Origin of the sequence: Stagnihabitans lacustris (assembly GCF_025950525.1) — a bacterium.
Taxonomy (GTDB): Bacteria; Pseudomonadota; Alphaproteobacteria; order Rhodobacterales; family Rhodobacteraceae; genus Stagnihabitans.
In genome coordinates this window covers 416,461-436,385 of record NZ_JAPDGS010000003.1, presented here as the reverse complement: position 1 = coordinate 436,385, position 19,925 = coordinate 416,461, and the positions used below count along the sequence as shown (strand labels likewise).

The 19,925-nt window shown below is 64.8% G+C and carries 23 protein-coding genes; 5 read left to right on the top strand and 18 right to left on the bottom strand.

From position 1 onward, the window contains the following. Positions 1–31 precede the first annotated feature (31 nt). Positions 32–661 (top strand): VPLPA-CTERM sorting domain-containing protein, encoded by a 630-nt coding sequence (locus NX862_RS10640; protein WP_264493885.1) that lies wholly within the window; start codon positions 32–34, stop codon positions 659–661. On the opposite strand, the gene NX862_RS10635 is transcribed toward NX862_RS10640, so the two are convergent. The 9 genes from NX862_RS10635 to mutM form a co-directional block, all read right to left on the bottom strand. After that, positions 658–1,281, bottom strand: coding sequence for a LysE family translocator (locus NX862_RS10635; protein ID WP_264493884.1), 624 nt, complete (start codon positions 1,279–1,281; stop codon positions 658–660). The genes NX862_RS10640 and NX862_RS10635 overlap by 4 nt on opposite strands. After that, the gene (locus NX862_RS10630) at positions 1,281–1,799 is read right to left on the bottom strand and encodes a GNAT family N-acetyltransferase (RefSeq protein ID WP_264493883.1); all 519 of its coding nucleotides are present in this window, start codon (positions 1,797–1,799) and stop codon (positions 1,281–1,283) included. Before NX862_RS10630 ends, NX862_RS10635 begins: the two co-directional genes overlap by 1 nt. Continuing rightward, positions 1,800–2,219, bottom strand: coding sequence for a VOC family protein (locus tag NX862_RS10625; protein WP_264493882.1), 420 nt, complete (start codon positions 2,217–2,219; stop codon positions 1,800–1,802). Further along, on the bottom strand, positions 2,216–3,283 hold the full coding sequence (recF, locus tag NX862_RS10620) for a DNA replication/repair protein RecF (RefSeq protein ID WP_264493881.1): 1,068 nt from the start codon (positions 3,281–3,283) through the stop codon (positions 2,216–2,218). Before recF ends, NX862_RS10625 begins: the two co-directional genes overlap by 4 nt. Before the next feature lie 64 nt (positions 3,284–3,347). Then, entirely contained in the window at positions 3,348–4,466 is a 1,119-nt protein-coding gene (gene dnaN / locus NX862_RS10615; protein ID WP_264493880.1) for a DNA polymerase III subunit beta, read from the bottom strand. Between the two features lie 66 nt (positions 4,467–4,532). Continuing rightward, entirely contained in the window at positions 4,533–5,873 is a 1,341-nt protein-coding gene (dnaA, locus tag NX862_RS10610) for a chromosomal replication initiator protein DnaA (RefSeq protein WP_264493879.1), read from the bottom strand. Positions 5,874–6,386: 513 nt separating this feature from the next. Continuing rightward, positions 6,387–6,665 (bottom strand): 30S ribosomal protein S20, encoded by a 279-nt coding sequence (gene rpsT / locus NX862_RS10605; protein WP_264493878.1) that lies wholly within the window; start codon positions 6,663–6,665, stop codon positions 6,387–6,389. An 84-nt stretch (positions 6,666–6,749) separates the two neighbouring features. Continuing rightward, positions 6,750–7,520 carry an enoyl-CoA hydratase-related protein gene (locus NX862_RS10600; protein WP_264493877.1) on the bottom strand — a complete coding sequence of 257 codons (771 nt, stop codon included), beginning with the start codon at positions 7,518–7,520 and terminating at the stop codon, positions 6,750–6,752. A gap of 2 nt (positions 7,521–7,522) precedes the next feature. Beyond that, complete coding sequence (mutM, locus tag NX862_RS10595; RefSeq protein ID WP_264493876.1) at positions 7,523–8,392, bottom strand: bifunctional DNA-formamidopyrimidine glycosylase/DNA-(apurinic or apyrimidinic site) lyase; 870 nt, start codon at positions 8,390–8,392, stop codon at positions 7,523–7,525. A 70-nt stretch (positions 8,393–8,462) separates the two neighbouring features. On the opposite strand from mutM, the gene ubiE reads away from it, so the two are divergent. Together ubiE and ubiB are read left to right on the top strand one after the other, a co-directional pair. Next, the gene (ubiE, locus tag NX862_RS10590; RefSeq protein ID WP_264493875.1) at positions 8,463–9,212 is read left to right on the top strand and encodes a bifunctional demethylmenaquinone methyltransferase/2-methoxy-6-polyprenyl-1,4-benzoquinol methylase UbiE; all 750 of its coding nucleotides are present in this window, start codon (positions 8,463–8,465) and stop codon (positions 9,210–9,212) included. After that, the gene (gene ubiB, locus NX862_RS10585) at positions 9,212–10,726 is read left to right on the top strand and encodes a 2-polyprenylphenol 6-hydroxylase (protein WP_264493874.1); all 1,515 of its coding nucleotides are present in this window, start codon (positions 9,212–9,214) and stop codon (positions 10,724–10,726) included. Before ubiE ends, ubiB begins: the two co-directional genes overlap by 1 nt. A 16-nt stretch (positions 10,727–10,742) precedes the next feature. Here the strand turns inward: ubiB and NX862_RS10580 are convergent, their stop codons facing one another. From NX862_RS10580 to NX862_RS10540, 9 genes are all read right to left on the bottom strand, one after another. After that, positions 10,743–11,207: a PTS sugar transporter subunit IIA gene (locus tag NX862_RS10580; RefSeq protein WP_264493873.1), complete on the bottom strand. Its 465-nt coding sequence runs from the start codon at positions 11,205–11,207 to the stop codon at positions 10,743–10,745. Between the two features lie 27 nt (positions 11,208–11,234). Continuing rightward, positions 11,235–11,810: a ribosome hibernation-promoting factor, HPF/YfiA family gene (gene hpf / locus NX862_RS10575; protein WP_264493872.1), complete on the bottom strand. Its 576-nt coding sequence runs from the start codon at positions 11,808–11,810 to the stop codon at positions 11,235–11,237. 191 nt (positions 11,811–12,001) lie between these two features. Beyond that, the gene (gene lptB, locus NX862_RS10570) at positions 12,002–12,733 is read right to left on the bottom strand and encodes an LPS export ABC transporter ATP-binding protein (RefSeq protein ID WP_264493871.1); all 732 of its coding nucleotides are present in this window, start codon (positions 12,731–12,733) and stop codon (positions 12,002–12,004) included. Further along, on the bottom strand, positions 12,733–13,215 hold the full coding sequence (locus tag NX862_RS10565) for an LptA/OstA family protein (RefSeq protein WP_264493870.1): 483 nt from the start codon (positions 13,213–13,215) through the stop codon (positions 12,733–12,735). The genes lptB and NX862_RS10565 overlap by 1 nt, the downstream gene beginning before the upstream one ends. A 1-nt stretch (position 13,216) precedes the next feature. Then, positions 13,217–13,795 carry a hypothetical protein gene (locus NX862_RS10560; RefSeq protein WP_264493962.1) on the bottom strand — a complete coding sequence of 193 codons (579 nt, stop codon included), beginning with the start codon at positions 13,793–13,795 and terminating at the stop codon, positions 13,217–13,219. 40 nt (positions 13,796–13,835) lie between these two features. Continuing rightward, on the bottom strand, positions 13,836–14,789 hold the full coding sequence (locus tag NX862_RS10555) for a KpsF/GutQ family sugar-phosphate isomerase (RefSeq protein WP_264493869.1): 954 nt from the start codon (positions 14,787–14,789) through the stop codon (positions 13,836–13,838). Then, positions 14,770–15,384, bottom strand: coding sequence for a ribonuclease D (locus NX862_RS10550; RefSeq protein ID WP_264493868.1), 615 nt, complete (start codon positions 15,382–15,384; stop codon positions 14,770–14,772). The genes NX862_RS10555 and NX862_RS10550 overlap by 20 nt, the downstream gene beginning before the upstream one ends. 69 nt (positions 15,385–15,453) lie before the next feature. Next, the gene (locus tag NX862_RS10545; RefSeq protein ID WP_264493867.1) at positions 15,454–16,128 is read right to left on the bottom strand and encodes a flagellar hook capping FlgD N-terminal domain-containing protein; all 675 of its coding nucleotides are present in this window, start codon (positions 16,126–16,128) and stop codon (positions 15,454–15,456) included. Between the two features lie 12 nt (positions 16,129–16,140). Then, positions 16,141–19,143: a flagellar hook-length control protein FliK gene (locus NX862_RS10540; protein WP_264493866.1), complete on the bottom strand. Its 3,003-nt coding sequence runs from the start codon at positions 19,141–19,143 to the stop codon at positions 16,141–16,143. A 138-nt stretch (positions 19,144–19,281) separates the two neighbouring features. On the opposite strand from NX862_RS10540, the gene NX862_RS10535 reads away from it, so the two are divergent. Both NX862_RS10535 and NX862_RS10530 read left to right on the top strand, forming a co-directional pair. After that, positions 19,282–19,563: a rod-binding protein gene (locus NX862_RS10535; protein ID WP_264493865.1), complete on the top strand. Its 282-nt coding sequence runs from the start codon at positions 19,282–19,284 to the stop codon at positions 19,561–19,563. Next, positions 19,547–19,879, top strand: coding sequence for a hypothetical protein (locus tag NX862_RS10530; RefSeq protein WP_264493864.1), 333 nt, complete (start codon positions 19,547–19,549; stop codon positions 19,877–19,879). Before NX862_RS10535 ends, NX862_RS10530 begins: the two co-directional genes overlap by 17 nt. Positions 19,880–19,925 lie beyond the last annotated feature (46 nt).

The window sequence follows — 19,925 nt, the reverse complement described above, 5'->3', positions numbered from 1 at the left end:
TGGTTTGGTTAATGTCATTTTGGAGAGTAACATGAAGTCCCTTTACGCACTTCCCTTCGCGGCTTTGCTGGCCCTGCCAGCCCAGGCCGCAACCACCGTCACCTGGGCCGAGTGGGAGCGGATCGACGCCGACAGCGCCATCGCCTCGTTCTGGACCGGCGACCATTTCGTCACCGTGACGGCCGACAGCACTTTGGCCTTCCGGGCGGTCGAGGCGACGGGGTCGCCCTATCTGAGCGGCCCGGCCTATACGCTGGGCAGCGTCGCGAATTCGCCGGCGGGCAAAGACCTGATCCAGATGGCAAACGGCGGCCGGTTGACCTTTACCTTCTCCGAGATGGTCGACGATATCTACATGGCCTATGTCAGCTGGAACGGCCAACCGCCGGTGACCTTCTCGACCCCGGTGACCGTGGATTCCAACGGCGCAGGCTTTTGGGGCACCGGCACGGCCGTGGCCAGTGGCGGCGTCGTGACCTTTGGCGGCGAGGCGCATGGCGTGCTGAAGATGGCGGGGGTCATGTCCTTCACGATGGATCATGGATTCGAGGATTGGCACGGCTTCACCCTCGGCATCACGCCCGTCCCCCTGCCCGCCTCAGCCCCGCTTTTGGTCGGCGCCTTGGGGGCCATCGGGCTGATCCGTCGCCGCAAGGCCTAGACGAAGGGGATCACGCAGGCCACCAGGATCAACAGCGCGCCCGAGGCCCGGTTCAGCATCTGGACCCTCTCGGGCGCGGCCAACAGGGTGCGCACCCGGTCCAGGAACAGCGCCAGGACCAGATTGCCCACCAGCGGCACCGCGACGGAAATCGCCAGAATTGCCGTGATATCAAGCGCCTGCAGCTTGGACAGGTCGCCAAAGAACCCCGGCAGGACCGACATGTAGAACAAGATGGCCTTGGGGTTGCCGATCACGGCCGCCACACCGACCAGAAAACCCGCCAGCCGCCCGGGCTTGGTCAGCTTGCTGTCCGCCCCCATCAGCGCGCCGGATTTGCGGATCAGCATGACCCCCATCAGAGCAAAGACCACGGCCGCGCCCCAGCGCAAAACCACCAGCGCATCGCCGTAAAGGCCAAGAACCCAGCCCATGCCAAAGATCGCCAGCGCTGGCCACAGGCAATCGCCCAGCGTGACGCCAACCGCCAAGGGCCAGGCCGAGGCGAACCCGCCCGACAGCGTCCGGGCCAGAAGGGCCACCCAAACCGGCCCCGGCACAGCCCAAAGCCCCGCCATGCCAAGGGCGTAAAGCCCCAGCTGCAATCCCGTCAACGTCATCAGAACAGGTTCCCCAAAAGGTCCAGCTGCGCGGTCTCGTCCCAGCTGCCCTTCAGCGGCAGGACCATCAGGCTTTCGGCGGGTTCGCGCATGATCTGGCCAGTGACGGCACCACGCATCTCGCACCACAAGATCGTATTGCGCATCGGCCGGAACCCGGCGGCGGCATAAAGCGGACGGTCGCCGAACAGCAAGAAGAACTCGGCCGGGCTGGCCTTGGCCAGGGCAATCGCCTCGGCCAACAGCGCGCCCGCCAAGCCCCGCCCCCGGGCAGCCGGATCGGTCGCGACATCGCCCAAGCCCGCCACTGTGATCAGCCTGTCACCCAGCCGCATGGCGCGAAACTGCACCGCCATATGGGCCAGGATCGGCCCCTCGCGATGCACAAGCCGCAGATGCTGGCGCGTCTGAAAAAAGCTGCGCCCGCCGAAATCGGTGTCGAAACTGCGCGCCAAAAGGCCCGCGATCTGGGCCTCATCCGCAGGCGTCAGCGCCCATTCGGGAATGATCTCAGCCATTTACATCGTCACCGCGCCGGTATCAGACAGCGTCCAGAACGGGTTGAAGGCCACTTCCCAGACATGGCCATCGGGATCGGCATAATAGCCGGAATAGCCGCCCCAAAAGACCTTCTCGGGCGATTTCAGCGCCTTGGCCCCCGAAGCCAAAGCCAGGGCAAAGGCCGCATCCACCTCGGCTTCGGTGGCAAAGCACTGCGCCAAAGTCACCGCGCCACGGCCCAGGTCCGCCCCCTTGCGGCCCTGATCCTCGGCCAGGGCCGCGATCCCGAACAGGGACAGGACCTGCCCCTGCATCTGATAAAAGGCCACGCCGGGTTGCGACCCATGCTCGACCCAACCCAGGGCCGCGTAAAAGGCCTTGGAGGCCGCCAGATCGGCCACGCCCAAAGTGATCAGACTGACGCGCTGTGGTGTCATGTGATGAAACTCGCTCCCCCGGCCTCGGCCAAAATGAAATTTTGCGCCCGCGCGCCCAGACTGTCAAACAGCCCCTCTTCGGTGCCGGTCATGATGGCCTGAGCGCCAAGCGCGCAGATCTCGTCATAAAGCGCCGCCCGCCGCCCCGGGTCCAGATGCGCCGCCACCTCGTCCAGCAAGATCACCGGCGCCCGCCCCAGATCCTCGGCCAAGGCGCGGGCATTGGCGAGGATCAGGCTGATCAGCAAAGCCTTCTGCTCACCGGTCGAACATTGATCGGCCGGCATCCCCTTGGCGGCATAGGTCGCCCGCAAGTCCACGCGGTGCGGCCCGTGCAAGGTCCGTCCCGCCGCCATATCCGCCCGCCGCCCCTGGGCCAAGGCCAGCCCCAGGTCCTCGACCTCGCCGTCCAACGCCAGCTCTGCCCGGGGAAAAGCGCCTTCCCCCTGCGCCGCCAAGCGGGCCAGCGCGGCGCGCCGGTTCAGAGCGATCCGCTCCCCGGCATCCGTCATCTGCGCTTCCAGCGCGGCATACCAATGCGGATCGGTGACGCCATCCTTCAACAGCCGGTTGCGGTCGCGCATCGCCTTTTCATAGGCCAGCGAAACGTCCCCATGATCGGGGACAAAGGACAGGACGATCCGATCCAGGAACCGCCGCCGCCCCTCCGCGGCCTCGATCCACAGCCGATCCATGGCGGGCACCAGCCAAAGCACCCGCAGAACGCCGCCTAGCGCGGTTTGCGTCACGGCCTTGTCGTCGATCCGCACCTCACGCGGGCCGGTGCCATCCGACGTCGTCTCGACCAGGTGGCTGCCCGACAGACCCCGCACCTCGGCGCGCACCCGCCAGCCCAAAGCCTCGGGCCGCCGCGACAGCTCGCCCACCGCAGCCCGCCGCAGCCCCCGCCCCGGAGACAAAAGCGACACGGCTTCAAGGATATTGGTCTTGCCCGCCCCATTGGCCCCGGAAATCGCCACGGGTCGCCCGTCAAAGGCCAAGTCCGCCGCCCTATGGCTGCGAAACATCCCCAAGGTCAGGCGCGTGATTGCAAGCCCGCTCACACCGCCCCCCATTCATCTATTCATAAATATCCCGGGGGTCCGGGGGCAGCGCCCCCGGGTGCTGTCACACACGCATCGGCATGACGACATAGGTCGCCGACATGTCATTGCCTTCGCGCATCAAGGTCGGATCGCCCGAGCCATTGAACAGGAACACGGCGTTCTCGCGGTCCACCTGGCCCGCGATTTCCAAGAGATACTTGGCGTTGAAGCCGATCTCCAACCGGTCGGCGTCATAGGCCACCGCCAGCTCTTCTTCGGCGGCACCCGAATCCGGCGCATTGACCGACAGGATCAGACGGTCGTCCTCCAGCGTCAGCTTCACCGCGCGCGACCGTTCCGACGACACCGTCGCCACCCGGTCGACCGCCTTGGCGAATTCCGCCGCATCAACCTCCAGCTTCCGCGTGTTGCCCTGCGGAATGACGCGAGAATAATCCGGGAAGGTCCCGTCGATCACCTTGGACGTCAGCGTCACCTGAGGCGTCGCAAAGCGCACCTTGGTTTCACTGACCGAAACCGCGATCTGCGCCTCGTCATCCTCCAGCAGCTTGCGCAACTCGCCAACCGTCTTGCGCGGCACGATCACGCCCGGCATGGCCGCGGCGCCTTCCGGCAAGGGCGCGTCGATCTGCGCCAGACGGTGGCCATCGGTCGCCACGCAGCGCAAAACCGTGCCCTCGGGGCCGCGCGCCACATGCATATAAACGCCGTTCAGATAATAGCGCGTCTCTTCGGTCGAGATCGCAAACTTCGCCTTGTCGAACAACCGACGCAGCACCGGAGCCGGCGCACCGAAATTCGTCGCATATTCGGAACTGGCCATGACTGGGAAATCCTCACGCGGCAGCGTCGCCAGCGAAAAGCTTGACCGCCCCGCCGTGATCGCCAGACGACCCGCCGCGATATCGGCGGTCAGCACGACCAAGGCGCCATCGGGCAGTTTCCGCACAATCTCATGCAGCATCACGGCCGAAACCGTGGTCGCCCCGGCGCGTTCCACCATGGCCGGCGCACGGTCCACGACCTCGATATCCAGATCGGTGGCGCGAAAGGACACGGTCGCGCCCTCGGCCTCGATCAGGACGTTGGCCAGAATCGGAATGGTATTCCGCCGTTCGACCACCGATTGCGCCTGCGCCAGTGCCTTGAGCAACACGGCCCGTTCGATCGAGAGTTTCATCGTCCATCCCTACATTCTATAGACACGCAGCCCGGGAACCCGACCCTAGCGGGTTTCTGCCCAGACTCAACCCTGCAAGAGCCGCTTCAAGAGCTGCAGATCGTCATTCAATTGGCTGTCCGTCATGATCAGCTCTTCGATCTTGCGCACGCCATGCATGATCGTGGTGTGATCGCGCCCGCCAAAGCGCCGCCCGATTTCCGGCAGGCTGCGCGAGGTGAGGTGCTTGGCCAGATACATCGCCACCTGACGCGGCCGCGCGATGTTGCGCAGACGCTTCGGCCCGATCATATCGGACAGGCGGATGTTGTAATGCTCGGCCACCTTGCGCTGGATTTCCTCGACCGTCAGCTTGCGATCCGAGGCGCGCAGGATATCAGCCAGGCAGTCCTGAGCCAGTTCCAGGGTGATTTCGCGGCCAACCAGGCTCGCAAAGGCGAACAACCGCGTCAACGCGCCTTCCAGCACGCGGACGTTGGTCGTGATGCGATGGGCGAGGAACTCCAGCACACCGGGGGCAATCTGCAAGCCGCGGTATTGGCTGCGATAGCCCTCGGCCTTGGTTTGCAGGATGCCCAGACGCAATTCGTAATCGGTCGGATGCAGGTCGACGACCAGGCCGCATTGCAGGCGCGACTTGATGCGTTCTTCCAGGTCCTTGATTTCGCCCGGCGCGCGGTCGGCGGAAATCACGATCTGCTTGTTCTGATCAACCAAGGCGTTGAACGTGTGAAAGAACTCTTCCTGCGTCGAATCCTTGCCGGCGATGAATTGCACGTCATCGACCATCAGCACGTCGACCGACCGGAAAATCTCTTTGAAATCCATGATCTGACGTTCGCGCAGGGCCTGCACAAAGCGATACATGAACTGTTCCGCCGACAGATACAGAACCCGCAGCTCGGGCGACCGCGCAGTCAGCTCATGGGCGATGGCGTGCATCAGGTGGGTCTTGCCCAGACCGACGCCGCCATAAAGGAACAGCGGGTTGAAGGTCACAGGGCCGCCCTCGGCCACGCGGCGGGCGGCGGCATGGGCGAGTTCATTGGGCTTGCCCACAACAAAGGTGTCAAAGGTGAACCGCGAATCAAGCGGCGCGCCCGGCAGGGCTTCGGCGGGCTTGGGGGCTGCGGGCTTGGGCGCGGCCTTTTTCAGCTCGGCCGACAAGCCCACGACGGTGAATTCCACCCGGCTGACATCGGCGCCCGAGGCGCGCAGCTCTGACAGGATCTGGTCGGTGTAATTGCGGCTGACCCAGTTGCCGATAAAGGACGACGGCGCCTCGAACTGCGCCACGCCCGCCCCAAGGGCCGAGAGCTTCAGAGGTTCGATCCAGGAGGTGTAGTTGTGGCGCCCCAGGCTGGCCACCAGGTTTTCCCGAATCTGTCCCCAAGTCTCTTGCGTCATATTATCCGTTCGGGAACGCCCCCGTGCAGCCGGGGGGCTCCGCCTTTCATGTTGTCTTTCCTGATCCACAAACGGACCGGAAGGCCGAAAACACCAATGGCCCGGAAAACTCCGGCCCCTACGGCGCATCTCGGGCAGTGGCGCATCAAAGGCCGGGGCGGTTCGCCGGCCTTTGCCTGAGTCGTTCGGGTCTTCTGCCCGTGTTGACCTGCCAATGCACTGTTCTGGAAGCTATTTTTATAATCCGACGACCAAAGCGGCAGCAGCAGTCATCAAATTTTCCAGCCCAGAATCCCTGTCGTCCCCCAAGTCGATGTGAATCGCAGTCTTACGTTATCGCCCCGCGCGCGCCCGTTTCAACCGATCTATGCGCTTGACACGAAGTCCGTCACCGCGAATCCCACCCCCTCTGGCAAAAGAGCAACGCATGCCATTTTCGGCGCCAGGCGGGGGGTGAAAAAGCAAAACGCACCCCTTTTGGGGGTGCGTTTCAAATCAATGACCTGACAGGTTTCAGGCGGTCGCGGCGAGACCCAGCGACTTGACACGGTGGTTCAAGCGCGAGATTTTCCGGGCGACGGTGTTCGCATGCAGCACGCCCTTGGTGACGCCACGCATCACTTCGGGTTGAGCGGCTTTCAGCGCGGCAGCGGCCGCATCCTGGTTGCCGGAGGCCAGAGCCTCTTCGACCTTGCGCAGGAAGGTGCGGATCCGCGAACGGCGCGCCTTGTTCACATCTTGACGCGCGACAGCCTGGCGGGCGCGCTTCTTGGACTGGGCGGTATTTGCCATATCGGGTAGGGTCCGTTTCGCATGTATATATGTTCTGAGGCCGGGGAACTAATGGTGTAACAGCCCCATGTCAACCGGGAAACATCAGCAATCCTTGAAGCTGGGCGGGCGTTTCTCCAAAAAGGCCTTCATTCCTTCGGTTTGGTCCTCGGTCGCGAAGGCTGCATGGAACATCCGGCGTTCAAAGCGCAGGCCTTCGGACAGCGGAAGTTCCAGCGCGCGGCCCACCGATTCTTTCACCGCCCGCACCGCAAGCGCCGATTTCGCGGCGATTCCCCCCGCGACCTTCAGCGCCTCGGCGACCACATCGCCCTCGACGATGCGCGCGACAAGGCCCGCGCGCTCGGCCTCGGTGGCGTCGATCAGGCGGCCGGTCAGGTTCATTTCCATCGCCTTGGCCTTGCCCACCAGCCGCGTCAGCCTTTGCGTGCCCCCCATCCCGGCATTGATGCCAAGGTTGATCTCGGGTTGGCCGAATCGGGCCGAGGGCGCGGCCAGGATGAAGTCGCACATCATCGCCAGTTCGCAGCCGCCGCCCAGACAATAGCCCGACACCGCCGCGATGATCGGTTTGCGGATGCGGCCGATCGCCTCGGACTCGGGGCCGTAAAGATCGCAAGCCGCCACTTCCGCATAACTCATTTCCGCCATTTCGCGCACATCCGCGCCGGCGGCAAAGGCCTTGTCGCTTCCGGTGATGACGATGCAACGCAGGCCCGCATCGGCCTCCGCCTCGGCCAGGGTCTGCGCCAGTTCCCCCATCAGCTGCCGGTTCAGCGCGTTCAGCGCCTCGGGCCGGTTCAGACGGATCAGAAGGACCGCGTCGTGACGTTCCAGGATCAGCGTGTCGGGCATGTTTACCTCTGGCATTGCGGGCAAAAGAAAGAGGACCGCCCCGACTGGACGATCCTTGCGATGGGGGTGGCGCAGGTGGTGCAGGGCTCCGCCTCGCGGTCATAGGTGCGGAAGGTGTGCTGGAAATAACCCAGCTCGCCATCCGCCTGACGATAATCGCGAAGCGAAGAGCCCCCGGCCTCGATGGCCTCGGCCAGAACCTCGCGGATCAGGGGGACAAGGCGGGCGACCTCGGCACGGGTGACATCGCGGGCCAGACGCATGGGCGCGATGCCGGCCCGATGCAGCACCTCGCAGACGTAGATATTCCCCAGGCCCGCGACGTTCTTTTGATCCAACAGCGCGGATTTGATCGGCGTCGCCCCCTTCAGCCGATGGGCCAGCCAGATCTCGTGGAAGTCGTTCGAAAGCGGCTCGGGTCCGATCCCGTCCAAAAGCTTGTGCCCCGCCCCCGTGGCCAGCAGGTCCATCGCGCCAAAGCGGCGCGGGTCGTTGAAGGTCACGCGCGCGCCGCCCTCCATGTCCAGGATGACATGGTCATGCTTCAGCGGCTCGGGATGTGCGCCTTCCAGGGCCTGCACGGGCAATCCCGTGCCATGGTGAAACGCCCCCACCATGGCGCCCGAAATCAGCATCCGCCCCGACATGCCCAGATGAATGAGCAGGGTTTCATCCGTCGACAGGTCCGCCAATATGTATTTCGACCGCCGTCGCAGCGCGGTCACGGTCGCCCCGGTCAGCCGTTCGGCCATGCGCGGCGGAAAGGGAAAGCGCAGGTCCGGCCGCCGCACCTCTGCCCGGGCGATCCGCTGACCCTCCATCACCGGGATCAATCCGCGGCGAACGGTCTCGACTTCTGGCAGTTCCGGCATAATTCCCTCGGTTGAGGATGTGTCCTCACGCGCCTATAAGGTGGGCGGAATACGAGGAAGGGCAAGAGCCATGAATTCTGGAAGCGCCGATCAGACCACCCATTTCGGCTATCAGACCGTGCCGGAGACCGAAAAAGCGGGGCTGGTTCATGGCGTTTTCACCAGCGTTGCCAGCCGTTACGACATCATGAACGACCTGATGTCGGGCGGCGTCCATCGGCTGTGGAAAGACGCGATGATGGATTGGCTGGCGCCGCGGCCGGATCAAAAGCTGCTGGATGTGGCGGGTGGGACCGGCGATGTGGCCTTCCGCTTTCTGGCCCGCGCGCCCGGCGCCACGGCCACTGTGCTGGACATGACGGAATCCATGCTGATCGCAGGCCAGAGCCGCGCCGAGGCGCAGAATCAGGCGCTGACCTGGGTCGTGGGCGATGCCATGGCGCTGCCCTTCGCCGACAACAGCTTCGACGTCTATACGATCTCTTTCGGCATCCGAAACGTGACCCGTGTGCAAGATGCGCTGGCCGAGGCCTTTCGCGTGCTGAAGCCCGGCGGGCGGCTGATGGTGCTGGAGTTCAGCCAAATTCCGAACGAGATGATGCAAAAGGCCTATGACCTATATTCCTTCAACGTCATCCCGGCGATGGGCAAGATGGTGACGGGCGACCGCGACAGCTATCAGTATCTGGTGGAATCAATCCGCAAATTCCCCGACCAAGAGACCTTTGCGTCGATGATCCGCCAGGCGGGCTTTCAACAGGTCAAGTATCGCAACCTGACCCTGGGTGTCGCGGCGCTGCACTCTGGCTGGAAGGTCTGATGCGCGGCCCCCACAACCTGATCCGGCTGATCCGCACCGGGGCGACCTTTGAACGCACCGGGGCGATGGACACTGTGCTGGAGGGGCTTTCGGCGCCCTGGCAGCTGCGGGCGCTGGTCCGGGCGCTGGGGTATCCGTTCAAATGGCTGGGGCTGCGGGGCGATCCCGCGCTTCCGCCCGTGGTGCGGGCGATCACCGCGCTGGGGCCGGCCTATATCAAATTCGGCCAGATTCTGTCGACACGGCCCGACATTGTCGGCGACGACATGGCCCAGCAGCTGAAATACCTGCAAGACCAACTGCCGCCGTTTTCCACGGACATCGCGCGCGACATGGTGGCGGCCGAGCTTGGCCAGCCGGTCGAGGCGCTGTTTGCCGAATTCTCCGAGCCTGTGGCCGCTGCCTCGATCGCGCAGGTCCACAAGGCGCGCCTGGCCGAGGACGGCCGCCTGGTCGCGGTGAAAGTCCTGCGGCCCGGCATCGAACGCGCCTTCCGCAAGGACATCGACGCTTTCTATTTCGCCGCCCGCCTGTTCGAGATCTTTTTGCCCGGCACCCGCCGCCTGCGTCCGCTGGATGTCATCGCCCATTTCGAAGGCGTGGTCATGGCGGAACTGGACCTGCGGCTAGAGGCCTCCTCGGCCTCGGAATTTGTCAGCAATATCAAGGCGGGTGACGGGATTCAGGCGCCCGAGCCTCTGTGGCGCCTGTCGGGTCGCAATGTCCTGACCATGGGTTGGGCCGAGGGGATCAACCTGGCCGACCTGCCCGCGCTGGACCGCGCCGGGATCGACCGGGTGGCGCTGGGGGCCAAGGTGCTTCAGGTTTTCCTGTCCCATGCCCTGCGCGACGGGTTCTTTCATGGCGACATGCACCAGGGCAACCTGAAGGCGGCTGCGAACGGAGACCTGATTGTTTTCGACTTCGGCATCATGGGCCGCATCGACGCCTATACGCGCCGGGTCTATGCCGAAATCCTGTATGGCTTCATCCGCCGCGACTATCGCCGCGTGGCCGAGGTGCATTTCGAGGCCGGTTATGTGCCCGCCGACCGCGATGTCGAGGCCTTTGCCATGGCCTTGCGGGCCGTGGGCGAACCGATTTTCGGGATGGAGGCGAACCGGATCTCGATGGCCAAGCTTTTGGCCTATCTCTTTGAAGTCACAGAACGTTTCGGGATGGAGACGCGGACCGAGCTGATCCTTTTGCAACGCACCATGGTCGTGGTCGAGGGCGTGGCGCGGTCCTTGGACGCCAATATCAACATCTGGCAGGTCGCTCAGCCGGTGGTCGAGGGCTATATCCGCAGCCATGTCGGGCCGCTGGCACTGGCACGCGACTTGGGGGCGACCTTGCAGGTCCTGGCGCGGTTCGGTCCGAAACTGCCCAAGCTGGTCGAGGATGCCTTGATCGCGCAATCAACGCCCAAAGCACCGCCGCCACGCCGGGTCTGGCCTGTCGCGCTGGCTGTGCTGGCTGGGGCCCTTGGCTTGGCCGTCGGGCTGCTGATCTAGACCAAAGGCGCCCCGCTCAGGCGGCCTGGGTGGATCGCGCCTCGGTCAGGATGGCATGAAGCTTGTCCGGGTCGGTATTCGCGCGCAGTTTCGCGCAGATCCCCGCGTCGCGCATCGTGCGGCTGACCAAAGCCAGCGCCTTCAGATGTTCGACCCCAGAATCCTTTGGCGCAAAAAGGCCAAAGACCAGGTCGACCGGCTGGCGATCGACCGAATCGTAGTCCAGCGGCTTTTCCATCCGCAGAAAGACCGCCACGATCCGGTCGATGTCGTAAAGCCGCGTATGGGGCAGCGCGATGCCGTGGCCGACACCGGTCGGCCCCAGGATTTCGCGCTCTTGCAGGCCATCGGTGGCGGTGGCGGCGTTCAGGCCGTAAGCCTGCGCCGCCATTTCTCCAAGCTCCTGAAACAGGCGCTTTTTGCCGGTCAATTGACCGACAACCCGGACAGCCCCGGGCATCAACAGCTTGGAAAGTTCCATCGTCACCTGCTCAGCACCCTTGGGCGCTTATTTCACATTGTTGGGGTCGATCCAGCCGATGTTCCCATCCTCGCGGAGGTAGACGACATTGACCCCACCGTCTTTCTCGTTGCGGAAAACCAGGAACTTCAGGCCGCTCAGCTCCATCTGCATCACCGCCTCGCCGACCGAAAGGGTGGAGATCTTCTTCTCCATCTCGGCCACGATGACGGGCTGCAGCGGCGCGTGGTCGCCCTCATCCGGCTCTTCGCTGGGTGCGAGGATATAGGCCGCGGACATGTCGAACTCAACAGGCGTCGTGCGGGTGTGGTGGTGATTGCGCAAACGCCGCTTGTAGCGCCGCATCTGCTTGTCCATCTTTTCGCGGCAGGATTCAAAAGCCGCATAGATTTCAGAGGAATGGCCCTCGGCCTTGGCGGTCAGCCCGGTCGACAGATGGATCGTCGCCTCGCACACATGTTCATGACCCGCCCTCGAGAACACCACATGCGCATCGGTCGGCCGCTGCGCATATTTTTCGATGATCTCGCCGATTTCCGCCTTCACATGGGTCTGGAGCGCCTCGCCAATGTCGATTTGCTTGCCAGAGATCTGATACCGCATGTTTCGCCTCCTCTGCGATGAAACCCGTCCTTGGGGCGGGTCGAAAAACTGGGGGGTTTTGGGCAAACCGTCGTCCAGCCGCGGTGCCCCATCTGGGGCCGCATGGGGCCGAAAGAACTGGCGGTTCCTGCCTTCATCCCTCTCATTTGGGGATCAGGCCAGTGACTTGTCAACAACCGGTTACGAAACTGTCAGATGATCCGAAAATTCTCGCCCAGGTAGACACGGCGCACCATCTCGTCGGCCACGATTTCCTCGGCGGTGCCGGATTTCAGCACCTGGCCATCATGCAGGATATAGGCGCGGTCGACGATCTCCAGCGTTTCGCGGACGTTGTGATCGGTGATCAGCACACCGATTCCCCGCGATTTCAGGTCATGGACCAGGTGCCTGATCTCGGCCACCGCGATGGGATCGACGCCGGCAAAGGGCTCGTCCAGAAGCAGATACAAGGGGTTGGCGGCCAAGCAGCGGGCGATCTCGGCCCGGCGACGTTCCCCCCCCGACAAAGCCAGCGCCGGCGCGCGGCGGATATGGTCGATCGAGAATTCCGACAGCAGCTCTTCCAGCCGCTCCCGCCTGCGGGTGCGGTCGGGTTCGACAATCTCCAGCACGGCCAGAATGTTATCTTCGACGCTAAGCCCCCGGAAAATCGACATTTCCTGCGGCAGATAGCCGATTCCCAACCGCGCGCGGCGATACATCGGCAGGCCGGTCACATCGCGCCCGTCGATCAGGACTTGGCCTGCCTCGGGCTGCACCAGGCCCGCGATGGAATAGAAGGTCGTCGTCTTGCCACAGCCGTTCGGGCCCAGCAAGGCCACGACCTCTCCGCGGGCCAGGTCCAACGAGACATCGCGGATCACCAGCCGTTTCTTGTAGCTTTTCCGCAGGTTACGGACCGCGAGCCCCCCCGAGACCATCAGCCGCCCTTTGCCTTGGGGGCGAAGGTCGTGGTCACGCGCCCCTCCATCCGGCCAAGCCCCGTGGTCAGGTCCATCACCAGACTTTGCCCCGCAATCGTGGCGCCACCTTGGGTCAGCAGCACATCCCCCGTCATGGTCAGCGCCGACTCCGAGGGGCGATAAACCGCCTGCGCTGCCTGGGCTGCGTCCTCTCCGGCCGCCAGTTGCACCCCGCCCGTGGCCGTCATCTGGGCAATCGAGGCGCCATCGGCCGCATAAGTCACCTCGATCCGGGCCGCAGACAGGCGCATCGTGCCCTGAACGACCAGGACCGAGCCTTCGAAAACCGCCAGCCCATCGGCCTGGTTGATCGACAGCCGGTCCGAAGTCACCTCGACCGCGGCTTCGGGATCGGCCTTCAGCCCGCCCAAAGTCACGCCGGTTTCCTGCGCCAAAGCGGCAAGGGGCAGCAATGTCAGGATCAAAACGGCCAATCGCATATCAATTCCCCTTCGGCGGCAGGTATATCAACCGCACGCCCAAGGTGAAATCCAGAATATAGGCCCCGGCAGCATCCTGCCCCAGATGCATCCCCCCCGCCTCGATCCGACCAAGCGGCCCCGAAGCCAGAACTGCCCCCTGGCTGGTCACATCGGTCTGGTTCAAAGCCACCGCAGCCCCGGGCATCGTCAGCCGATAGCCCGTGGAGCTGGTCAGGCTGACCCCCTCGGTCAGGATCACCCGCGCCGCGGCACTGTCCAGACGCCCCGCCCCCGCCATCATCGTGGCCGTCCCACCCAAGGGCATCTCGATCAGCCCGCTGATTGCCGTCGCCTCGCCGGCATCGTCAGACCCCGCCACGCCAGGCCGCGCCTCAGCCGCCTTGATGGTCAGCGCGGCGCCATCCTCGGTCATGCCGGCATATTCCGGCTGGGTCAGGCGCGGCGTGCGCAAACGGTCTTCGACATCGACGCTGGCATAGGGGATCGCATCCTCTGGCCGCACGGTGCGGCCCAAAAGGAACAGGGTCGCCAGCAACCCCAAAGCCACCAGCGGCAGCGTGATCTTCAGCCACAACACAAGGCGCGAGTGAAAATTATCTTTTCGCGCCAAGGCCATGTCAGACAACACCCGCCCGCAGAAGGTCATGGATATGCAGGATGCCGCAGGGGGTTTCGCCGTCCTTGACGAAAAGACAGGTGATCTTGCGGTCGTTCATGATGGCCAAAGCCGCCTCGGCCAAGGCCTCGGGACCGATGGTGCGGGGGTTCGCGGTCATCACCTCCGCGGCGGTATGGGACATCAGCCCGTCCATGTGGCGCCGCAGGTCGCCATCGGTGACAATGCCGCGCAGGGTGTCGCCCTCGGTCACGCCCACCACGCCGAAACCATAGCGGGTGATGGTCAAAAGCACCTCGCTCATCGGGCTATCCGCGGCGATCAAGGGGAGGTCAGTGTGCATCAGGTCGCGGACCTTCAGCAGCTTGGCGCCCAGTTTGCCACCCGGATGAAAGACGCGGAAATGCTCGGGCGTGAATTTCCGATGCTCCATCAAGGCCACGGCAAGGGCATCGCCCAAAGCCAGCGTCATGGTGGTCGAGGTCGTGGGCACAACCCCGGTCTGGCAGGCCTCGGGCGCGGCGGGCAGCAGAATCGCCACATCGGCGTTGCGCATCAAGGTGCTGTCAGCGCGCGAGGCGACACCGATCAGCGGAATGGAAAACCGCCGCGTATGGGCCAAAAGGTCAGCCAATTCAGGGGTTTCGCCTGAATTTGACAGGACCAGGGCCACATCCGCCGCCGTCACCATGCCCAGGTCGCCATGAGAAGCCTCGGCCGGATGCACGAAATGCGCCGGCGTGCCCGTGCTGGCCAGGGTCGCGGCGATCTTGCGGGCGATATGGCCGGATTTCCCCATGCCCGAGACGATCACCCGGCCCTTGGTGGCCAGGATTACTTCGACCGCGCGGGTGAAATTGCCGTCCAGGCTCGCGCCCAGCGCGGTCAGCGCCTCGGCCTCGGTGGCGATGACGCGGCGCGCGGTCGCCAATGCCTCAGTGGTGGAAGAGGTCATTTGGCTCATCCCACCCCAGAAGGTCCAGCTCGGACCGGGTCGGCAGGAAGTCAAAACAGCGCTGTGCCAGATCGAGCCGATCTTCGCGGACCAGAATGGCTTCCAGCGCGTCCTTCAACTTGTGCAGATAAAGCACATCCGAGGCGGCATATTCCTTCTGCGCCTCGGTCAGCGTGACAGAACCCCAATCCGAGGTCTGCTGCGCCTTGGAGACATCGACGCCAACCAGTTCATTCAACAGGTATTTCAGCCCATGACGGTCGGTAAAGGTGCGGATCAGCTTGGCCGCAACCTTGGTGCACCAGACGGGCGCGGTGCGCACGCCAAAGGCCTTTTGCATCGCGGCAATGTCGAAACGCCCGAAGTGGAAAAGCTTGACCACCTTCGGATCGGTCAAAAGCCGGGTCAGGTTTGGCGCCGTGGTCTGGCCCTTGGCGATCTGCACCAGATGGGCATGACCATCACCCGCCGAAAGCTGCACGACGCAAAGCCGGTCGCGCCGCGGGTCCAGACCCATGGTTTCGGTGTCGATCGCCACGACGGCGCCAAGATCAAGCCCATCGGGCAGGTCGTTCTGGTGAAGATAGATGGTCAAGGGCTGATCCCGCTGCTGTTTCAACCGGGCTTAGCCGATCTTGCACCGAAAGGGAATTCCGGCCTTCCCTCAGTTCACCGCCTCGCGGATCGCGGTCACGGCAGAGGCCGCAACCTCGGTCCCATTGGCGAGGAAAAGGTTGATCCCGCCGGTCCCGCTGCGCACCTCTGACACACGCTCGTAATGCGACAGCGTGTCGGTGCCCAGTTCACCCGTGGCCGAAGAGCTGACGAGGCTAAGGGCATATTGCCCCTTGGGCAGAGGATTGCCATTGGTATCAAGCCCTTGCCATTCGTAGGTGCCTGCTTTGACCGCCACTTCGGTCTGGCTGACGATGTTGCCAGCCCCGTCCTTGGCAACCAGAACCGCCTTGGTCGCCCCGGTGCGCGGCGCCAGTTCGACGTCAACCGGCGTGCCACCGTCGAAGGCAACAGGGGCGGAAACCTTGGCCTCTTTGCCGACCCAGCCCACCATTTGCCCCATGGCGCCCAAATTGTTCTGCGACACCATCTGCGTCAAAAGGTCATTGGTCTTGGTCTGTTGTTCGACCTGCGAGAAGGTCGCCAGCTGCACGGCCAGCTGATCCGAATCCATCGGGTTCAGCGGGTCCTGATTCTTGATCTGCGTCGTCATCATCTTCAAGAAGGTCTCGTAATTCTTCTTGTTGTCCGCCGCCGTGGTCGACGCCGTGGTTGCGGGGGTGGTGGTCGTCGTCGGGGTTGATGTGGTCGCGGTCACGGCCATGGGAAGTTCCTTTCACAATCTGAGGTCAAGCCCGCCTGCCACGGCCCGGCGTTCGGGCGGCAGGGGGGAGAGGAGGGGGGCGGCCGTCTCGAATCCGGGTTCGGCGCCATCTTCGGTCATCTGGGCAAACCCGCGGTCATCGCGCGGGCCCTGCCCCCACTGGCCAAAGTTCATCGCCCCGGTATCCAGCCCGGCCGCACGGAATTCCTGGCGCAATTCAGCGACATGGTTGCGCAACAGGTCCAGAGTCTCGGGTCGTTCGGCCGTCATGTTCACCTCGACCCTGTCGCCCTTGGTGACCAGTTCAAAGCGCAGTTTGCCCAGTTCGGCGGGCTCCAGCACGATTTCGGACTTGCTCTGACCGGTTTCGGCGATGCGCCGGACCAGGCGGGGAGCAAAGTCGCGGGCGGTTTCGACGGCTTTGCGGGTCAAGCCGCTGGCCGCTGCGGCCTGAAGGGGTGCTGCCGTCGCAGCCGAGGCCGTCACCGGAGCGGTGGCATGGGCCGCCGGGGCGTCAGCCGGTCGGTCATTGGTCGGAACCGCGGCGAGGGGCGGGGGCTGTTCGACCGGGGGGGCCTGATCTGGCAGAGCGGGTTCTTTCACAGCGGCCGGCGGCGTCGGGGCCGGCGGCGTCGGGGCTGGCAGCTCGCCCGTCACACGTTGCGGCGCGACATTGCGTCGGGCCTCTGGTTCGGGCACCGCGGCGCCCAGAGCACGCGCCATCCGGTCCGGACGACCCTGCCCACGCCGGATCGGATCGGGGCCAATCGGCCGTTCCGCGGACGCTGCTTGCGGAACCACCGCTGGCAAAGCACCCGCTGCCGGCGGAGTGCCAATCATCCCCAAACCTGCCGGATCGGCTGGCAACACCTGCGGTGCCACCGAAGTCGCAACCCGGGCGAGAGGACTGGGTGTGAAAGGTCCCGAATCGGGTGCCAGGGCTTGGGCCGGCTGGGCCGGGGCGGGCGCCGTGTCGGCCAGCACCTCGGGCGCCATCCCGCCGGGCGCGACTTGAGCCACCACAGTCGCAGGAGGCGCGGTCGTGGCGGGCGCAACTTGGCCGGACAGGGCTTGGGGGGCCACGGGCTCCAGCGGTGGAAGTTGCACGGCGCGCGGGTGCGCCACCCCCGCAGACGGCAAGGTGGAAAGCGGGGCCACCTTGGGCAGGGGCTCTGCGATGGTGGGCAGGGCGACGGGGCTTTGGGGCTTCTCGTCCGCGTGAGTGGCAGTTTGCTTTGCCTGCGGTAGAGCTTGGGGCGCAAGGGGCCGCAAAGCCTGCAAAAGCCTTTGCATCGGAGAGTCGCGCGGCGGCAGGGCGGCGGGCTGGGCCAAGGCCGCCGGTGGATCTTGTGGGCGCGGGGCAATGGCGCCCATGGCTTGCACCGGAGCGGGAGCGGGGCCTTCCGTGGGGGACGGCAGGGACTGTGGACTGCCGGGTGACGGCACGCCGGCTTCAGGCGCTGCGCGCGGCAAGGAAAGGCCGATAAGTGGCACGTCCACCACGCTTGGCGCGACACTTTCGGCCTGCGCGAGGGCCGGGACAGGCTGCGTCGTGGAAGGAGGGGGAATCGGTGCGGGGGCAACCTCTGCCGTCAGGTCGGCCGGAGGGAGGGCGGCCACAGGCGCGACTTCGGCCAAGCCCAAGGGAACATCATGTGCCAGAATGTCTTGAGGCGTGCCAGCTTGTGGCAGGGCATCCTGCGTCGGCCCCGCGTTCGGCATGGGGGGCGCTTGACGGAGCGCCTCGGCGGGCATCGACGCCAGGGCATCGGTCATGGCACCAGTCATGGCAGGCTCTGACGGGAGGCTGAACGTGACCGTGACGGGCGCCGCAAGCTCGGTCGGCGCATCGGTCACGACCAGTGCGGGTGCCATGTCAGCAGGCCTTGGCATCGTGGGGCGGATCGGCGGCGACGCCTCTGACAAGGGCGCGGCAATCGGGTCAGGCGCAACCGCGGCCTGGGAAGAGGGTGACGGGGGGCGCGCAGCTTCGGGGGCGATCTGGGGGCCGGGCGAAGTGGCTTGGCTGCGCACAAGAATAACCGCCTCGCCCAAGGAGGCAGGCAGGGACGGCGCGCCAAGCTTGGGCTGGGAGACGGGCGCCGTAACCTGAACGGGTGGGGCCTGCACGGGTGGGGGCTGGTTGATCACAGGTTCGGCGGTCGCGGGCTGGGCAAGCACAGGTTGGGCGGACCTGTCGGGAAGGTCGGCAGCCATGGCGGGCGGCGGCGAGGTCACATCCTCGGCGGCAGGCGTCTGGAGCGGGAGGGGCTGACTGCCAAGGGAGGGGGGCGCCTCGGTGCGGACAGCGGGCATCAAATCGAAGGCCTGACGCGCCGCGTGATAGCCCGACGCGCTGCGAAAGGACTGCGGAGCCGTGGCAATTGCCCCCTCGGGCACAGTGACAGCCTTGGGCACAGTGACAGCCTTTGGCGCAGCGGCCGTCTCGACCGGCGCGGGCTGGGGCGACTGGAGCTGCGACTGGGGCTGCACGGGTAGAGTGATTCGTCCGGGCGATGCCACCGGCTCTGGCGCATCCGCGGGGGGAAAAGCGGACGCCAAAGACGGCGCATCGGCGGGTTGCGCCTTGGCCGCATCCGGGGCCTGAACGGCAAGGTTTACCCCTGCCTCGGGTGAGGCCATCGGCAAAGGCGTGACCGGAAGCGGCAGGGCGACCATCAGGGGCAAGGGCACCTGCGCTTGGGGAAGGTCGATCTCGGCCTCTGGTTCGGCCGGCACCTCGACAGGCAGATCGTCAGAGGTTTCCTCTGTGATATCAAACCCTTCCACCATGACATCCGGCAGGACCACGACGTCTTCCAACGGCGCAACAACGGGTGCCGCGGGCCCTGACTGGACCACATCCGGCAAGGCAAGGGCCACCGGGGGCAAGGTGGGAGCATCGGCCATCGGAACATCCGGCGCGACGACAGTCCCTTCCATGGCCCCAAGAAGTTGCGCGAAACCGTCGTCCTGCGGCACATCCTGCACCGAGGTCGCGGACTGCGTTCCCATGGGAACGGCTATGATATCTATTCTGGTCATCTGCGCCCGACTTCTGCCGAAACTTCAGGAAAGATTGCGCGGCAAGAGTTACCACTTGTTTACCCGCATCCCCGATAGTGCAGAAAATCCGCATGATCGGAGAAACCGATGGAATTGCCGCTGAACCGGCCCGCACTCGCCCCCCTCACACCAGAGCGGGAGAAACTCTTGCGCCAAAAGGCACAGGAGCTTGAGGCAGGATTTTTGTCCGAAATGCTCTCTTATACCGGGCTGAACGACACGTCCGACTTCGCCGGCGGCAGCGGAGAGGACCAGTTCTCTTCCTTCCTGCGCGAGGAACAGGCCAAGGCCATGGTGCAGGCGGGCGGCATCGGGTTGGCAGAAACCATCTTCAAAGCATTGGCGAAACGCGATGACACCCTTTCCTGATCCCAAGGCCGCGGTCCTTCTGGACGAAATCCACGGCGCGATTCTGCGGCATGACTATGGCGCCCTGGGCGCTCTCGGGCAGGCGCTGGAAGCGGAGTTGGACCAGCCCAGCCAAAAGCTCGATGCCCGCGCCGTCCTGGTGATCCGCGCCAGGGCGGATCGCAATGCGGCGACCCTGCAGGCCACGACGCGCGGCATCCGCGCCGCGCTGCGCCGCATGGCAGAGGTGCGGCAGGCCGCGCGCGGCATGGTCACCTATGACCGCAGCGGCCGGCACGAGACGCCCGACCCGGGCGCACCGCTTGGACGCTTCTGATCTGAAACGATCTTCAATCAAATCGCTGGGAAATGGGGCTTGGCGA

Bases quoted from the DNA above. Each gene is read 5' to 3' on its own strand.
- NX862_RS10545 (WP_264493867.1), bottom strand. From the start codon at position 16,128: ATGGCCGTGACCGCGACCACATCAACCCCGACGACGACCACCACCCCC.
- lptB (WP_264493871.1), bottom strand. From the start codon at position 12,733: ATGGTCTCGGGGGGGCTCGCGGTCCGTAACCTGCGGAAAAGCTACAAG.
- dnaA (WP_264493879.1), bottom strand. From the start codon at position 5,873: ATGACGCAAGAGACTTGGGGACAGATTCGGGAAAACCTGGTGGCCAGC.
- ubiB (WP_264493874.1), top strand. From the start codon at position 9,212: ATGCGCGGCCCCCACAACCTGATCCGGCTGATCCGCACCGGGGCGACC.
- NX862_RS10580 (WP_264493873.1), bottom strand. From the start codon at position 11,207: ATGGAACTTTCCAAGCTGTTGATGCCCGGGGCTGTCCGGGTTGTCGGT.
- NX862_RS10635 (WP_264493884.1), bottom strand. From the start codon at position 1,281: ATGACGTTGACGGGATTGCAGCTGGGGCTTTACGCCCTTGGCATGGCG.
- NX862_RS10625 (WP_264493882.1), bottom strand. From the start codon at position 2,219: ATGACACCACAGCGCGTCAGTCTGATCACTTTGGGCGTGGCCGATCTG.
- NX862_RS10555 (WP_264493869.1), bottom strand. From the start codon at position 14,789: ATGACCTCTTCCACCACTGAGGCATTGGCGACCGCGCGCCGCGTCATC.
- ubiE (WP_264493875.1), top strand. From the start codon at position 8,463: ATGAATTCTGGAAGCGCCGATCAGACCACCCATTTCGGCTATCAGACC.
- NX862_RS10640 (WP_264493885.1), top strand. From the start codon at position 32: ATGAAGTCCCTTTACGCACTTCCCTTCGCGGCTTTGCTGGCCCTGCCA.
- NX862_RS10540 (WP_264493866.1), bottom strand. From the start codon at position 19,143: ATGGGAACGCAGTCCGCGACCTCGGTGCAGGATGTGCCGCAGGACGAC.
- NX862_RS10600 (WP_264493877.1), bottom strand. From the start codon at position 7,520: ATGCCCGACACGCTGATCCTGGAACGTCACGACGCGGTCCTTCTGATC.
- NX862_RS10535 (WP_264493865.1), top strand. From the start codon at position 19,282: ATGGAATTGCCGCTGAACCGGCCCGCACTCGCCCCCCTCACACCAGAG.
- dnaN (WP_264493880.1), bottom strand. From the start codon at position 4,466: ATGAAACTCTCGATCGAACGGGCCGTGTTGCTCAAGGCACTGGCGCAG.
- mutM (WP_264493876.1), bottom strand. From the start codon at position 8,392: ATGCCGGAACTGCCAGAAGTCGAGACCGTTCGCCGCGGATTGATCCCG.
- rpsT (WP_264493878.1), bottom strand. From the start codon at position 6,665: ATGGCAAATACCGCCCAGTCCAAGAAGCGCGCCCGCCAGGCTGTCGCG.
- NX862_RS10530 (WP_264493864.1), top strand. From the start codon at position 19,547: ATGACACCCTTTCCTGATCCCAAGGCCGCGGTCCTTCTGGACGAAATC.
- NX862_RS10630 (WP_264493883.1), bottom strand. From the start codon at position 1,799: ATGGCTGAGATCATTCCCGAATGGGCGCTGACGCCTGCGGATGAGGCC.
- hpf (WP_264493872.1), bottom strand. From the start codon at position 11,810: ATGCGGTATCAGATCTCTGGCAAGCAAATCGACATTGGCGAGGCGCTC.
- NX862_RS10565 (WP_264493870.1), bottom strand. From the start codon at position 13,215: ATGCGATTGGCCGTTTTGATCCTGACATTGCTGCCCCTTGCCGCTTTG.